The sequence below is a fragment of the Algoriphagus machipongonensis genome, assembly GCF_000166275.1.
Lineage (GTDB): Bacteria > Bacteroidota > Bacteroidia > Cytophagales > Cyclobacteriaceae > Algoriphagus > Algoriphagus machipongonensis.
Window position 1 is genome coordinate 945415 of sequence record NZ_CM001023.1, and the last position, 14747, is coordinate 960161.

Consider the following 14747-nt stretch of genomic DNA (forward strand, 5'->3'; position numbering starts at 1 on the left):
ACGAGGTATTAAATGATATCTCAAATCATGGTCTGAAATATCTGTTTACCTTATTGCTTCAATCGATAGCTTACAGTTAATATAATTTGTCTTCTTTGGTACTGTGAATTCCCTTCAGTAAAGAAATTTTCTCCCTCGCTGATGTATCGGTTTCTTCGGGAATTGAAAATATCGGTGGCATTGAAAACCAAATTTCCTCTGTCCTGAAAGATACTTTTACTGGCAGAAAGATCCATAAAGAATATTCCTTTTCTAACTCCTTGAACAGTTTTTTGACGGGCATCGTAATTTGCTCGAACTTGGATATCAAAACCTTCTGCCACAGTAAATCTGGATGTCTGGCGGAATAGCCAGGAGGTCGTTTTAGTTTCGTAGCCATTTTGAAAATTAGTTCCATCGATTTTAGCATGGAAAAAATTCAGATTGAAATCTATTTTCCACCAATCACGGATTTGATAGTCACTGGTAAGCTCTACGCCAAATGAGTTTTCACCATTGAGGTTATAGGGCAATGTTCTGGAGTTTCCATTTTCATCAACCGTGCGAAGTCTCTCAATTTTGTCATCTGTACTTCGGTAATAAACTGTCGTAAATAAGGTTCCTTTATCAAAGTATTTGATGTGACCTAACTCGAAAGCATTTGTATACTCTGGATTAAGGTCTGGATTTCCACTGAAAAAATTTCTAGCGTCTGAAAGTGTGACATAAGGACTGAGGTCATTGTAAACCGGTCTGCGAACGCGTCGACTGTAGCTAACCTGAAAGGCATTTTCAGGAGTAATGTTATAAGTCAGGTGGGCACTTGGGAAGAGGTTGGTGTATTTTCTGGGATTCACTTCATTCGTTTCTTCCAAAGTGGTCTTTACATCGGTATGTTCTACACGGAGTCCCCCCTGGTAGCTCCACTTTCCTGATGTATTCCCTACTATCCCATAGGCTGCCAGTATGTTTTCATCGTAAAGAAAAATATTATCCAATCCAGGAACTGGTTCGAATTCCCCCGATTCATTTTCTTCCTCTACCAAGTAATCATTTTTCATTTCCCGAAAACTTGTTCTAAAACCTGTTTCAAACTTTCCTTCTTTGGCAAAAGGCTGAACATAATCCAGCATGGCCAGGTATTGGTTTTCGTACTCATCATTCAGGGAGGTTTGGACCAGAGAGGAACCCGCTAGTGATGTGCCATCAGGTAAATAGGAACTTTGGGTAAAGGTCTGGTCAGAATTTTCCCAATAATTAAGATAAGTGAGGGTTCCGGTCAATTCATGCCCTTCACGTTCAAAGCTTTTCTTGTAATTCATGGAGATTTCCGAGTTGGGCTCCTGCTCCGTTTCGTCTTGATTTCTCAAAGTATAGCCCTGCAGGTTTTCAAGAGTATTCCATGAATCCTCGTATCGAATATCGGTATTTCTATGTGCATCAGATCTTCTCCATAAGTAGGAAAGCGTAAGGATGCTGTTTTCGCTGAAATAGTAATCCAAACCTCCTCTGATGTTATTGTTCATGCTTTTTACTAAGCCTTCATTCGTTTGATTGAGGATAAAAGTGGTGTCTTCACCATAAGTTTCTTGATAAAGCTCGCCCACATTTGGAGAATGTCTGTAGGTAAGTCCGTAGTTGATAAACCAGTTGATTCGCTTATGACGGTAATTCAGGTTGGCGGTAAAACCAAGATTGGTAGGTGTTCCTCCTACTAATTCAAAGGAGCCATTAAACCCTTGATTGTTGTCTTTTTTCAGAATAATGTTGATCACCCCGGCCATTCCTTCTGCCTCGTATCGTGCGGAAGGGTTGGTGATCACTTCTACCCGCTCGATCATATTGGCAGGCAATTGACGAAGTCCTGCACTACCTTTGAAACTAACCAATCCGGATGGTTTTCCATCGATCAGAATTCGAACGTTTTGCGATCCTCTCAACCGTACATTTCCTTCGGGATCCACGGCAATGGAAGGTAGATTCATTAGAATGTCACTGGCATTTCCTCCCGCATTTGCCAGATCTTTACCCACATTGAAAATCCGCTTGTCCAGTGAAAGCTCCATAGTTGTTTTTTCTCCTTGGACGACCACCTCGTCTAGATCTCCTGCTGTCGACTCAAGTGAAATAATACCTAGATCAATTTGATTGTTTGCCCTTGAAAAATCGATTACTTCTGTTTGATGGGGTTCAAATCCCATAAACTCCACCAAAACATAAAAATTACCATAGGGAAGATCTACAGAGAATTTCCCTTCCTCATCAGATATTCCTCCAGCAACCAAGCTGTCAAGAGAGGTGTAAACTGCCACTGTCGCAAAGCCTAAAGGGTTTTCAGTAGACTTTTCTTGAATCGATCCTGTGATTCTAGCTTTATTTTGTTGGGAATATCCGGTACTAATGCTGAAAAAAACAAAAAGAAGTATTCCGAAAATCCCAGAGCGAATTCTTGAGGAGGTATACATTGGTAATAGGCAAGATCAAATTTTGGGTTCTTCCAAATCAGAAATCGAGATGGCTTAATTAATTGAAAAGATATTCTGAAAAGCTGGAAAATACAGTTATTTATTTACTAAAGGTGGAATATCACGGTTGAATAGATTAAAGGTAGTAGTACCTTAGGAGTAAACGCTTTTTACTATCAAATGGGCTTATAATTCTTTGCTAACCAAATAAGCTATGTAGACTAGATAAGTGAGGAGTAAAATTCCCGCTTCCCATCTATCCAAACTTTTCCTTTTTCCGGTAAACATCGCCAGAAAGAGGAAAATTGTTCCTCCCAATAAGATGTAAAGGTCTTTGTTGAAAGAAAGCTGATAATCCAAGGGATTAATTATTGAGCTGACACCTAGAATTAGAAAAATATTAAAAATATTAGATCCGATGATGTTTCCGATTGCGATGTCATTGTTCTTTTTTAAAGATGCCACTACTGAGGTTGCCAGTTCGGGTAGAGAAGTTCCCGCTGCTACAATTGTTAAACCTATTATTTTTTCGCTGACTCCAAAAGATTGCGCCATCACTACAGCATTATCTACAACAAGTTTACCTCCTATAACAAGCCCTGCTAATCCAGCTAAAATCAGTCCCCAGATTTTTAGATTGGAATAATCTTTAATGATGATTTCACTTTCATTTGGCTCTGACTTGAGCTGGGTAAAAACATAATATAGGAATCCCACGAAAAAGACTATCAGAATGAAACCATCTAAATGGGAAAGGGATAGAGCATAATTGTGGAAGTAACCATTAGCTAGGATTAACAGCAGGATAATAGCTAAAAAAGAGAAGGGGATCTCTTTCCAAACTGTGCTTGACTGAACGGATAATGGGGCGATTAGCCCTGCAATACCCAAAATGATAAATAAATTGAAATTATTTGAGCCGATGACGTTTCCGAAAACTAGGTCTGGTAAATGATCAGAGGAAGCAATAGAATTAACCACTAGTTCAGGGGCGGAAGTACCAAAAGCGACGATTGTCAAGCCGATTGCTAAGTCAGAAACTTTGTGCGTTTTTGCTAAAACAGATGCTCCATCCACAAGCCAATCCGCTCCTTTTACTAAAAGAAGTAAACCACCAATTAAAAGAATTACAGAAAGGGTCATTGCAGATATTTAGTATAATGATGAGTTGATTTTACTAATTAAGTTTAGGGAAATCAGACAAATGTAGCGTTAAACTGACCCAATAAATCCAGAGGTTCATTAATTATTTTAGGACATTTTTTATCCGAACCTAGCCTTGAAATTGAACGAGTTTATGCTAAAAAATTGTTTTGCGAAAATTTATAATTAGTTTTCTAAACAACTTCAAATCAAATTTTTATGAAAAAGTTACTTGCACCTTTATTCATGATGTTTTTTTTATCATGCATGACATGTTTTGCCCAAGGAGAAATACCACCCCATATTAAAGAACATATTACTTATCCGGTATTGGATTTTCATCCTTGGGTGGGAGTGATGCCTGTAGATAATCCGAAAATGCCATATGATCCTTCTTTGGAATATAAGGTTGCAATCGACTTATATGGCTCGTTAAAGGATTCTACTGAGATTCATTCTACCTTTTTGGAAGTGGCAAGAACATATAACTTGAATATTGCCAACGGTGTCCCGGCAGATAAAATAAAAATTGCCGCGGTCATCCATGGGGGATTGATCCAAGCGATTTTAAATGAAAGTGAGTACGAAAGCAAATACAGTACGGAAAACCCAAATTTGGCTGCTATCAAAGCATTGGAAGAGGTGGGGGTGAAGTTTTATGTTTGCGGGCAAAGTATGGGATTCTATAACATGAAAGCTTCACAAATCACACCTATGGTTAATATGGCTGTTTCTGCAAAGACTACATTTATCACTTTAGACCAAATGGGATACTCTTACCTCAACGTGAGCGAGGATTAATTTGTCTTCGATAAATTGGGTAAATAAAATTATGAATTTTCTAAAATCGCCTTTCTCACATTTCCATGAAATTCATTGATGGCTTTGGTGTGGAAATATGGATAAATGATCTTATCCCTGAACCAGGAGCCACTTCTATAAAACGTTTTATGAGAAACTTCGGTCTTTCCATTGGCCAATGTTTTAAAACGAATAAACTGACTTCCTTCGGATTTTGAGTTTTCTAAATAGCATGTTCGGATTAATCTTTTATCCGCATCTACATCCATAACTTCATGGCCCACGGTAAGCTTGATCGCACCTCCAAAAACATGCAGGTTAAGTATGATGACTTGACCAACTCCCATTCCATCCAAATACACTTCCCCCGGAAAAACTTCTTCACCAGTTTCTCGAGAATAAAGCTGATTGAAATGGATCATTTTTCCCGACCAGGCCCTTTCAGGATCTATTTCTACATAAGCTTTCCATACCTCATCAATTGATTGATCGTATTCGTACTTTTCGAAATGCACATGGTAATCAGGATCAGATTCCGAATAACAAATGGAATTCATTTGAGAGTAGGCTGAGCTGTGCTCAAGCTCTTGGGCTGGTGTTGAAGTACTCATGAAGGGGGAAATCCTTTAGAAAATGGATTTAAATAAAGGGCTTGCGAACGGTTTTGACAAGTGAAAATAAAAAAAAAGAGGCTTTTTAAAAGCCTCTTTTTGATTCTTAAAATGCTCTTTCTTTTAGATGTTCCTCAAGGTCAACTTTGTCAATGCCCTTGGATAGCCATTCTGGCGCCTCTTCACCTTTTAGGTGGTGGTTAAAGAATTCCATCATTCGAACGCTATAATCTTTTCTGTTTTCCGGTTTGCCCAATCCATGGTTTTCACCTTTGTATTGAACTAAAACAACTGGTTTTTTCAAACGTCTAAGAGCTGAGTAATATTCAATTCCCTGGGTGAAATCTACTGCACCATCTTTATCATTGTGTAGCATCAGAAGTGGTGTATTTACATTTTTCACATGGTAGACAGGGCTATTTCGCTCATAGGAATCCCAGTTCTCCCAAGGTCCTCCAGTAAATCTTCCTTGCGAAGCTTCGAAGATGGACATGTTTCCGCCTCCAGAGTTCCAATAGATCAAGTCATACATGGATATCATGTTCGTCAATGGAGCTCCAGCAGCAGCAGCTTTAAACATATCCGTTTGGGTAATCAAGAATGCGGTCTGATAGCCGCCCCAAGAGTGCCCGTGAATACCGATGTTGTCTTCGTCTATTACACCTGTTTTAATGGCTTCTTTAACTGCCGGGATTACACACCAAACTGCAGACATTCCTGGGTCATCCATGGTGTAGACGATATCTGGAATAAATACTGCGAAACCATTGCTCGTATAGACATTAGGATTCCATCCAGTACCACTAAATGACGGTTCGGACCAATTATGTCTGGTTTGAGAAAGTTTCTCATAATAATATACCATGGTAGGGTATTTTTTTCCTTCCACATAACCAGCTGGAAGGAATAGAGTTCCTTGAAGGCTATCCCCCTTATCTGAAACATAATCTACAAGTCGAGTTCCTGCTGACCAAGAGTACTTAGATGCATCAGGGGCATTTTCTGTCACCTGTTTTGCATCACTTAAATCAGCATCTGCAAGGTAATACTGAGTAGGCTCGTTAAATTTTTCTTTGGTGTAAAGATAAACTGGAGCTTTGTCAGCTTTTTGAAGAGAACCAATGGCTGCATCCTCCCAAATAAGTTTTTCAGCTCCTGGCTCCAATCCTTTTTTAGCTGGATCTAACTTGGCAATACCACTTTTTTTAGTCCACTCTCCGTAAATTCTAAAATATTGAGGCTTACTCAAGTCAAAGCCTTTTTCATCAGGATCTAATCTAAAACGATATTGATATCTGATCTTTTCAGATCTTCCATCCTGCGTCAAGTTAACGGGACTTTCTTTGCCTCCCTCTACTGGAACCTGCCAGATATCCCATCCATCACTGATCAATACATATTTGCTGTCCGAAGACCAACCTAATAAGTTGTGTAATGGTTTTTTGACATTATGATCATCTTCTACGTCGACTACAGAAACTGGAAGACTTGCAGTTAAATTAGTCTCTTCTCCGCTGGCAATATCATAAACATAGTAATTGCCATCATACCCATAATTAAGCTTTGTTCCATCAGGGGAAGGTCTTGGGTAGGAAGAATAACTTGGTAAATAGAAGTTTGTAAATAAGGTTGATTTCTCACCTGTTTTTAAGTCAACTACATAAAAATCACGATAATTTTGACCATTTAAATTCGTCTCTAGCTCGTATTTCTGTAAGTCTGAACCCAAAGCGAAATGTTGCTTTGGAAGTAAGCTTAAGTCTTTCATGGAACTGTCCTGTAGGGCAGTGTGCTTTTTAGAAGCGACATCATACATAGCCCAAAAACTATAATTCTTGTCCATGTTTTCCATGACTTGTTGTCTGGACTGAAGTCTGCTATCATTCCAATGCCAAATGGTCATGTCAGGAGTGTCGGCATCTTTTTTCTTCGCTTCAGTTTTGGTTGTGTCAAGGTTGGCAATGGCCTTCTTAAGATCTTTGATAGAATGGATAGATGTGTCAGCCATGATTTTTTTCATAGCTTCAGATTCTGCCATAGCTACAGAATCTTTATCCAATTCTTTCTTGGCTTCCTCTTTTTTCGCTAGCACCAGCGGGTGAATTCCGTAAAATAGTCGAGTCAAATCTTCAGACCACATAGGACGTCTGTTAGGACTGATAGTATAAGCCTGGTCAAATCCAGTAGAATCTTTTTGAGGATCATACACCGTCACTTGAGGAGCTGTTAAATTTTTCACGCCAATGATCTTGCCTTGATCCTGCTTGTACTTTTTATCTTCTACCATTTTCAAAGCAGCAAAAGCATCACCTTTTTCTGTCCAGCTTAGTGATTTGTAGCTGGCTTTGTCATTGTCAAGAATCTGCGTGCTATTGTTTGCAAGGTTGAGAAGGTAAATGCCATTCCCGGATTTATTGCTGGCGTCAACGGTATATGCCAAATAAGTTCCTGGTTTGTTAAATGAGAACTCCAAAACATTCCCCAGGTTTAGTGCTTTTTCTGTCGATAGGTTATAAATCAATAAATCTGAACCTTTTCCTTCTCCATTACCATCTTTGGGTAGGTTAATGGCTAATACAGAAGAACCCTCATTATTGAATGAAAATGTACCCACCTTTTCAAAAGTCTTTTTCTCATCTGTACCTAATTTTATTAGATGAAGCTTATCATGTAAAGGCTTGCCTTTGGATTTTTTATTTTTCTCGGCTTCTTCAAACTTAGGGTCTTCCTTAAATGCTAACCATTTGGAGTCCTTACTGAAAACCACTTGTTGGCTTCTTACACCACCAATATCATAGGTTTTTTCACTTTCAGGATCACCAACTTTCTTCACATAAAGCTTGCCGTCTCCTTCCATTTGGACAATGGTGTATGCGATCCATTGTCCATCTGGAGAAATATCAAAACCTCCTCGGTTTAAATATTTCCAGGTGGGGATATCCTGCCAGGTAATGGGTTTTAAGTCTTGGGCTTGGGCACTAATAGCCAGAAAGGCAAGAACCCAAAAAGCGAGTAAGTGTTTACGCATAATTTTGATCTTTTTTTAGAATCTGAAAATAGGGAAAAATACTTAATTAAGATTGTTAAGGTTTCTTTAATGCCACAATGTGTCAAGTAAATAGGGATAGCAGATCGAATTATTTAAATAGTTAGTTATATTTATCAGAAAAGTGCCAGTTATGAAAAAGTTTACATTTTTTTCATTGCTTTACAGATGGCGAAGTGATTCTAATTCCTTTTATTTTAAAAGTTAAATCGGTATTGATATGATTAAAAAGTATCCTTTTTGCCTGCTTATTTTGATTCTATTTTCATGTAATCAAAATAGATATCCCGTAGGTCATTTCCCTGATAAGGCGGTGAATTTAGATGTTCTTAATTCTGCAAAAGATGATATCAACTCGGATATTATCACAATTAACCATGAAGTAGAGCTGGTTTTTTCATCTAACAGAATTGGTTCTAATCCAAATCACTTCAACCTGGTTGAGGGAAGGTTAGTTTTTTATTGGGATAGAAAAGAAGGTTTTTTGAGTGTAAGTGAAGGGGACAATTTATTCGATACAGAACTGAGAGATTGGGTAAGAAAAACAGAAACTCCCTTTAATGAAAAAGGCCCTTATAGCTTTCAAACGCCTGAGGGAAATCGAATTTTGTTGTTTAGTCGAGATAATGATCAAGGTTTTTATTCTATCCATGTTGAACCTCAAGTTTCCAATTCTTCCGAACTGGAACTTCAAAACGTTAGAATCATGGATGAATCATCCAATGAAATGTATCCGAGTTTTTACGGGGCTGACTATTTGAAAGGGGGGAATGTAGAAACCCAAGGAATCCCTGAAAAACTATTGTTTAGCTCAGATAGAGATGGGCAATTTGATGTTTATGAAATGGATATTCCTTCAGATCAAAGCCCGGTTCCTTATTTAATCGGAGAAACAGAAAAGAATATTCAAAAAATTTCTATCAATTCTTCCGCTTCTGACCACATGCCATTTGTTTATGGTGAGATGTTGGTTTTCTCTTCGGATCGAGTTGGAGGGATTAGGTGGTTTTGATTTGTATTATGTGGGAATTCCGAAATTCTGATTAAAGTTCTTTCCTATGGTCAATAGCTCGAGAGATTTTCTTTGGTATTTTGGCTTGATCCAAAAGAACCCCGCCTACTGAAAAGCAAAAGGTCAAGACGAAGTCCCGATAGCTTTCCGTGTACTCCTGCCGCACAAATATGGGCGATGGCTCAATGCTGCGTCAGCCCACCTAGTACTAAAATATAATATTGTATGGTTAATTTTTAGATGAATAGAAATGGCTCTTTAGGCCATTTCATATTGGAGTGTTTAGGTTTGGGGCTTTAGCCAAAGATTTTCGTTAAAAATAAAGAGGTGGAAATTCAGGATTGAAAATTCTTAAGAGCAAGATATTTGGTTGACCAATGTTTGAAACTTTGGTTTTTAATCTAGAAAATGAAAAACTAGATTTATTGTTAAGCCTGTAAAATTTATTAATGAATGTAGTATTATAGAATGAATGACGTTATACCTAATAGCTACAATGCCAAAGATAAAACCCGAGAAAATATAAGGTATAATAGATATTAATAGGAAAAGAGGGCTATTAAATTGATAATTAAGACCCGAATGAAAGATTCCAAAAATAAGGGAGGAAATAATTAATATAATTATTCTTTTTCTTTTTAATAATTCCTGATCAATTGAAATATTTTTGCTGATGAGGTAAATAGAAACAGCTATTAAATAGGTTAGGGTTATATCTATCCAAAAATTAATATTTAAAAAATACTCTAACACTTTAAATACAAAAACAACTAGAAAAAATGAAAAGCCAAGTTTAACCAGTTCCTTGTTTTTCGAAAAAACGGCACGAAAAGATAGTTCCTCCAGAACTGGAGTTAGTATACAAAATGCGGCAAAGGAACTAAGTATGCCAAAAAGGTTGAATTCAGAAAAGAATACCCTCTCTATTTTAGTTAGATAGCTGGATCCTGTAAATTCTTTAAGAAAAAAATTAAATAATGAAGTGAAAAAAATGATGTACAGATAAAAAGGATATATTTTTTTTAAAATCATAAAAAGGTGGGAGCCTTAATCTCCCACATTAAGATTAATTAAGTTTAACTTTTTAAATCTTTAATCGCTTGTACCCCTTCTTTTACCCCATCAGCAAATGCTACCATTGCATTTACTGCATTTGAGGTCATGGCACCTAAGAAATAACCGATATTATATCCTAATGTATAGGATTCCTCTGATCCTCCATGAATAATGAGGAGCTCATTTTGACTTAAGTTTTCGAATTTTTTCATCTCTTTACCATTTTTGGTTTGTGTCCTTAAAGCCATTTACAAATCCATCACCAAAACCAGAAATTGAATCAGCTATATTATTCATTGCATTCAAAATGTCATAGGCCCAATGATCAAATATTTTATCTGTGAAAAAATAATCATCTTGACCGCCACCTATTTCAATCAATTCTATGTTTTTCAATTCTTTAAACTTTTCCATAAGTTTATAGCATTTTCGTTCCCTCGAAATTTAACAGTATTCGAATAAACTCATCACAGCCCTTCTATGATCGTTAACTAGCATTGGATCAATGTGACTGATCATATTTCTAATTAAAGTTCCTTCCGTCTAAAATAATGGACGGAAGAAAATAAAAGTATTTTTCACCTGCATTTTTTAGTAAAAGGTTAATGCACCAAGATTATTCAAATGAACCTTGCTTTTAATTTTAAATGCTTAACCATTGTTTCTATTGGTTTTGATTAAAATTAAGACTTTCTTCCTCTGAAACCTGCAACTGCTTTACGGGACTGAAACACTGTTTACATTCCTACTGAAGACTGTAAACAATTTTTCCACCCATAACAGTCATCATGACTTTGCTATTTAAAATCTCCGATTCTGGGATTTCCATAATGTTTTTATCAAAAACAGTGAAATCCGCTGCTTTTCCTACTTCTATAGAACCTTTAAAATCTTCTTCGAATTCAGCATAAGCTCCATCCAAGGTGTAAGACTTTAAAGCCTCTTCTCGGGTCATTTTTTGACTCGATTCATAACCACCCTCTGGAGTGCCTTCCAATGTTTGTCGACTTACTGAAGCAAAAAAGGAAGGTGTCGGATCTACTGGTTCCACTGGTGCATCTGTTCCATTGGTTACTACAGCACCGCTTTGCATTAATTTTTGCCAAACATAAGCTCCATCCACAATTCTTTTTTCTCCCAATCGATCGATCGCCCAAGGTCTGTCTGAACTCAAATGAATCGCCTGCATGGCGGCAATTACGCCCAATTCCCCGAATCTTGGAATGTCTTCTGGATCGATATGTTGAGAATGTTCAATTCGGAATCTCAAGTCTTTCGCATCCGGAAATTTTGCAAATGCCGCTTCGTATTGATCTAAAACTTCCCTGTTTGCACGATCTCCAATAGCATGGGAATTAACCTGGAATCCTGCTGGAATGGCTTTTTCGGATACTTGTCCTACGACTTCCATTGGAAGCGTCTCATGTCCAAAATGCCCAGGCCTGTCAGTATATTCTTCCAAAAGCCAAGCTCCTCTAGAACCTAAAGCTCCATCACAGAATAATTTGATGGATCTTACAGAAAATAAATGATCTACGCTGTCGATCATGGGACCTCTTTTGTACCAGTTTTCTAAAAGTTCAGGCTCACTTCCCGCCAGCATCATGTAGTGCCGAGAAGTCAATTTCCCTTCGTTCTTAAATTTCAACAATAAATCTATTGTCTCCTGACCACTTCCTGCATCATGAAAACTGGTGATCCCCTTTTCTGCCAATTCTTTCAATGCCAAAGTCAAGGCTTGTTCGGCTCTTTCTGGCGTTTCCTCAGGAACCAACTTGCCTACTAACCAAGAGGCTCTTTCTGTCAAAACACCTGTTGGATTTCCTAGTTCATCCAAAATGATTTCACCTCCTTCGACTTCACCAGGTCTTTCTCCTTTGAGATTACTGATGCCTGCCAGTTCCAACGCTTTCGAATTTGCAAAAGAAGCATGACCTGAAGCATGTCTTAGAAATACCGGATTGTCGGGTGAAACTTCATTCAAAAGGTCATTGGTCTGAAAGCCTTTCACCATTTTTTCCGGCTTTTCGATCCATTTGTCTTGATGCCAACCTCTTCCTGTGATCCAGTCTCCAGGTTTTGCTTTGGCTACAGCCTCAGCCACTTTTTCCACAAGTTCGTCGTAGGTTTTGACATACATCAGGTCAAGTTCGAGTTTATTATAGCCGATTCCCATCAAGTGTGCATGGGATTCGATCAGCCCCGGAGTCATGGTCATTCCGAGGAGGTTCACTAGTTGAGTTTCCTCAGAGAGGTATTCATTAATTTCCAGGGAGCTTCCCAAAGCCAAAATCATCCCGTCTTTCACTGCGACAGCTTCAACTTTAGGGTTGGAGGCATCAACTGTGTAAATTGTGCCATTGGTGAAGATCATATCAGCAGACTCTTTTTGTTGAAGACAACTTTGAAAAAGGAGAGTTGCGAGAAGAAGTGTAAAAAGATTTTTCATGGAGAAGGTGGTTAACCTAAGTAAGCTAGCCTAATTCCTTCAATTCACAAAGAAAGCAATGCCTACTGCATCCAAACTTTTCTAGAAGTGGTGAACTTGCCATCAATTTGTAGGTGAAGGATATACAGCCCCGGATTTAAAAAACCACTTTGTATTTCAAGGGGTATGTTGGCTTCAATTGCGATATTCTCTAACATCACTTGACCCAAAGAAGTGATGAGGGTTGCTTTTGCAGGTAAATTAGAGAGGACCTTGATTGGGCCATCGCTTGGGTTGGGATAAACTTTAATCCTAAATTCATTTTCTCCTGGACTTTGAGAATCTTCCGTATTTAAGTAAATCAATCCTCCTGCTCTTGTTCCAAGGATTAAATCTGGTGCTTCCTCAAAGAGAGGGTTGACAATGCTTATCCAAGTGTTCCTTCCCAATCTTGTTGGGAAATTCTGATTAGCTGTTTCTATTAGAACCTCAGAACGTATAGCCAAATTCATGAAATCTGTAATCTTGATGATTTGCCCATTTTGGTCAACAGCAAACAAGTCGGGATTGGGTTTTTTATGGACAGCAACACTGAGGTTTCTGTTGGCAGGATTATCTGAAAAATCCAGGAAATTTTCCTCCTGAATACTAGCTGTAAAGGTGCTGAAATCTGTTTGATATAAATCCAAACTTCCGTTTTGAGCTGCGACGAGCATAAAGTCTTCTCCTTCGTAATGGAATAGCTGCAAATAATCGCTTCGACTTGGCTCATAACCTGTGAGTTCAAAAGGGAGGTACTCTGTTTGGGACTCATTTAACTCAAAAAGCTTTTGACTAGGAATATTATCCGAGATGGAAATACCTGAGATAATATTATGATGCTTACCCTGCAGATCATTGAACAATAAGTTTTGTACATCAATCAGATTTAGCTCATCCAATAAGTTATTGGATACATCAACTCTATTGAAAGTGCCATTCTCTAAATGAAAGATAGATTGTTTACTGATCACCTCGCCATTAACCAATTGGTTGGAAGTGACGAAGACTGAGCCTTCACTTTTGTTTCCTATGTACAATGGGTTGCTGTTTTCCCCTAAGTCAATCATCTGATTTTGTAGAAAAGTGAAATCAGAGTTTCCTTCTGGGGTTATTTTTACGATTGAGTTTTCGAAATCAACTCCATAATTGATTGATATTTCATTGGTGTTTAAACCAATAATCAGGTTTTCGTCAATTACCTGTGCTGTATGAAAAATTGGAAATTCAGGAAGGGTGCCGTATTCGGGAAGCTGTTGTTCAATTTCTGTGAAAATAGGGGTGTTTAAAGTCCCCGTGTTCGGTAAAAAATACAGCGAGCTGCATTCATCTCTTCCTAATAAAAGATCGGGAATCCCATCTGAGTTAAAATCGCGATAAAGAATAGAATGTCCACCTGCGTGTTGGATTTTACCATTAATGTCTTCTGCTATTCTCAAATCTATCCCACTGCAGGTTCTTCCCACTGCTATCTCTCCACAACCACAAAACTCAAAATTTCCCCAATGGGTAATTGGGAAAGCAAAACCGTCCACATCTGGACTGTCTTTTCGGTCCATGCTTGTGTTTTCATAAAACTCCAAATAATCCCCTGAAGCAAAATTGAAAATGACTAAATCTAAATCTCCATCGCCATCCAAATCCTTGATCAAAGGCGTGTCCAGATTATTGGCTTGAATATTCCCTGAACCATCAATTTTTAGGAAATTCTGGGCTACTTCCCATGAAATCTGACCATTTGATGAGGTGTTTTTATATGCTTTTATCCCCAAAGGAGTTGAAGTGAATAGGTCTTTTTTGCCATCCAGATCAAAATCTTCCAGAATCAAAAAACCTGCAATATCACTAGGAAAAAAATAACTTAGCTCTGGTAAGTGGATCATCATTTCCCCCTCTTTTTTATAAACCTGAAGTTGTCTTGAATTGATATCCCAAATCACCCACTCATCTACTTGATCTTCATCAAGATCTATGGTTTGAATCTGGGAAGAATTAATTCCCCCGCTAAATGGAGCGCTTAGGTTAATGCCGTCTTGAGTGACCTCAGGGCTGTTTTTAAAAGAATAAATTTCTTGTGCTTGGGTGCGAAAAGCCAAAAGAAGAAAAAGGTATATATAGAGTTTTCGCATACGGGATGAAGGGGAAATCTAAAATTAATACGGAAGTA

The 14747-nt window shown here is 38.0% G+C and carries 11 protein-coding genes; 2 read left to right on the top strand and 9 right to left on the bottom strand.

Annotated features, from left to right (window positions below; translation table 11 throughout):
• Nucleotides 1-50 precede the first annotated feature (50 nt).
• Both ALPR1_RS04050 and ALPR1_RS04055 read right to left on the bottom strand, forming a co-directional pair.
• Nucleotides 51-2444, bottom strand: coding sequence for an outer membrane beta-barrel family protein (locus ALPR1_RS04050; protein WP_008198605.1), 2394 nt, complete (start codon nt 2442-2444; stop codon nt 51-53).
• 186 nt (nt 2445-2630) lie between these two features.
• The gene (locus ALPR1_RS04055; protein ID WP_008198606.1) at nt 2631-3587 is read right to left on the bottom strand and encodes a calcium/sodium antiporter; all 957 of its coding nucleotides are present in this window, start codon (nt 3585-3587) and stop codon (nt 2631-2633) included.
• A gap of 219 nt (nt 3588-3806) precedes the next feature.
• Between ALPR1_RS04055 and ALPR1_RS20210 the strand changes: the two genes are divergently transcribed.
• On the top strand, nt 3807-4388 hold the full coding sequence (locus tag ALPR1_RS20210) for a DsrE family protein (RefSeq protein ID WP_050776363.1): 582 nt from the start codon (nt 3807-3809) through the stop codon (nt 4386-4388).
• 29 nt (nt 4389-4417) lie between these two features.
• On the opposite strand, the gene ALPR1_RS04065 is transcribed toward ALPR1_RS20210, so the two are convergent.
• Both ALPR1_RS04065 and ALPR1_RS04070 read right to left on the bottom strand, forming a co-directional pair.
• Nucleotides 4418-4999 carry a hypothetical protein gene (locus ALPR1_RS04065; protein WP_008198609.1) on the bottom strand — a complete coding sequence of 194 codons (582 nt, stop codon included), beginning with the start codon at nt 4997-4999 and terminating at the stop codon, nt 4418-4420.
• Between the two features lie 106 nt (nt 5000-5105).
• Nucleotides 5106-8027 carry a S9 family peptidase gene (locus tag ALPR1_RS04070; RefSeq protein ID WP_008198610.1) on the bottom strand — a complete coding sequence of 974 codons (2922 nt, stop codon included), beginning with the start codon at nt 8025-8027 and terminating at the stop codon, nt 5106-5108.
• Nucleotides 8028-8265: 238 nt separating this feature from the next.
• Here ALPR1_RS04070 and ALPR1_RS04075 point away from each other — a divergent pair, with 238 nt between their 5' ends.
• Nucleotides 8266-9057: a TolB-like translocation protein gene (locus ALPR1_RS04075; protein WP_008198611.1), complete on the top strand. Its 792-nt coding sequence runs from the start codon at nt 8266-8268 to the stop codon at nt 9055-9057.
• A 396-nt stretch (nt 9058-9453) separates the two neighbouring features.
• Here ALPR1_RS04075 and ALPR1_RS21090 read toward each other — a convergent pair whose 3' ends face one another.
• The 5 genes from ALPR1_RS21090 to ALPR1_RS04100 all read right to left on the bottom strand — a co-directional run bounded on the left by ALPR1_RS21090 (nt 9454) and on the right by ALPR1_RS04100 (nt 14709).
• On the bottom strand, nt 9454-10089 hold the full coding sequence (locus tag ALPR1_RS21090; RefSeq protein ID WP_008198613.1) for a CPBP family glutamic-type intramembrane protease: 636 nt from the start codon (nt 10087-10089) through the stop codon (nt 9454-9456).
• 44 nt (nt 10090-10133) lie between these two features.
• Nucleotides 10134-10325: a hypothetical protein gene (locus tag ALPR1_RS04085; protein ID WP_008198614.1), complete on the bottom strand. Its 192-nt coding sequence runs from the start codon at nt 10323-10325 to the stop codon at nt 10134-10136.
• Nucleotides 10326-10329: 4 nt separating this feature from the next.
• Nucleotides 10330-10527: a hypothetical protein gene (locus ALPR1_RS04090; RefSeq protein ID WP_008198616.1), complete on the bottom strand. Its 198-nt coding sequence runs from the start codon at nt 10525-10527 to the stop codon at nt 10330-10332.
• A gap of 331 nt (nt 10528-10858) precedes the next feature.
• Nucleotides 10859-12562, bottom strand: coding sequence for an amidohydrolase (locus ALPR1_RS04095; RefSeq protein WP_008198618.1), 1704 nt, complete (start codon nt 12560-12562; stop codon nt 10859-10861).
• A 62-nt stretch (nt 12563-12624) separates the two neighbouring features.
• The gene (locus tag ALPR1_RS04100) at nt 12625-14709 is read right to left on the bottom strand and encodes a T9SS type A sorting domain-containing protein (RefSeq protein WP_008198620.1); all 2085 of its coding nucleotides are present in this window, start codon (nt 14707-14709) and stop codon (nt 12625-12627) included.
• Between the last annotated feature and the right edge of the window lie 38 nt (nt 14710-14747).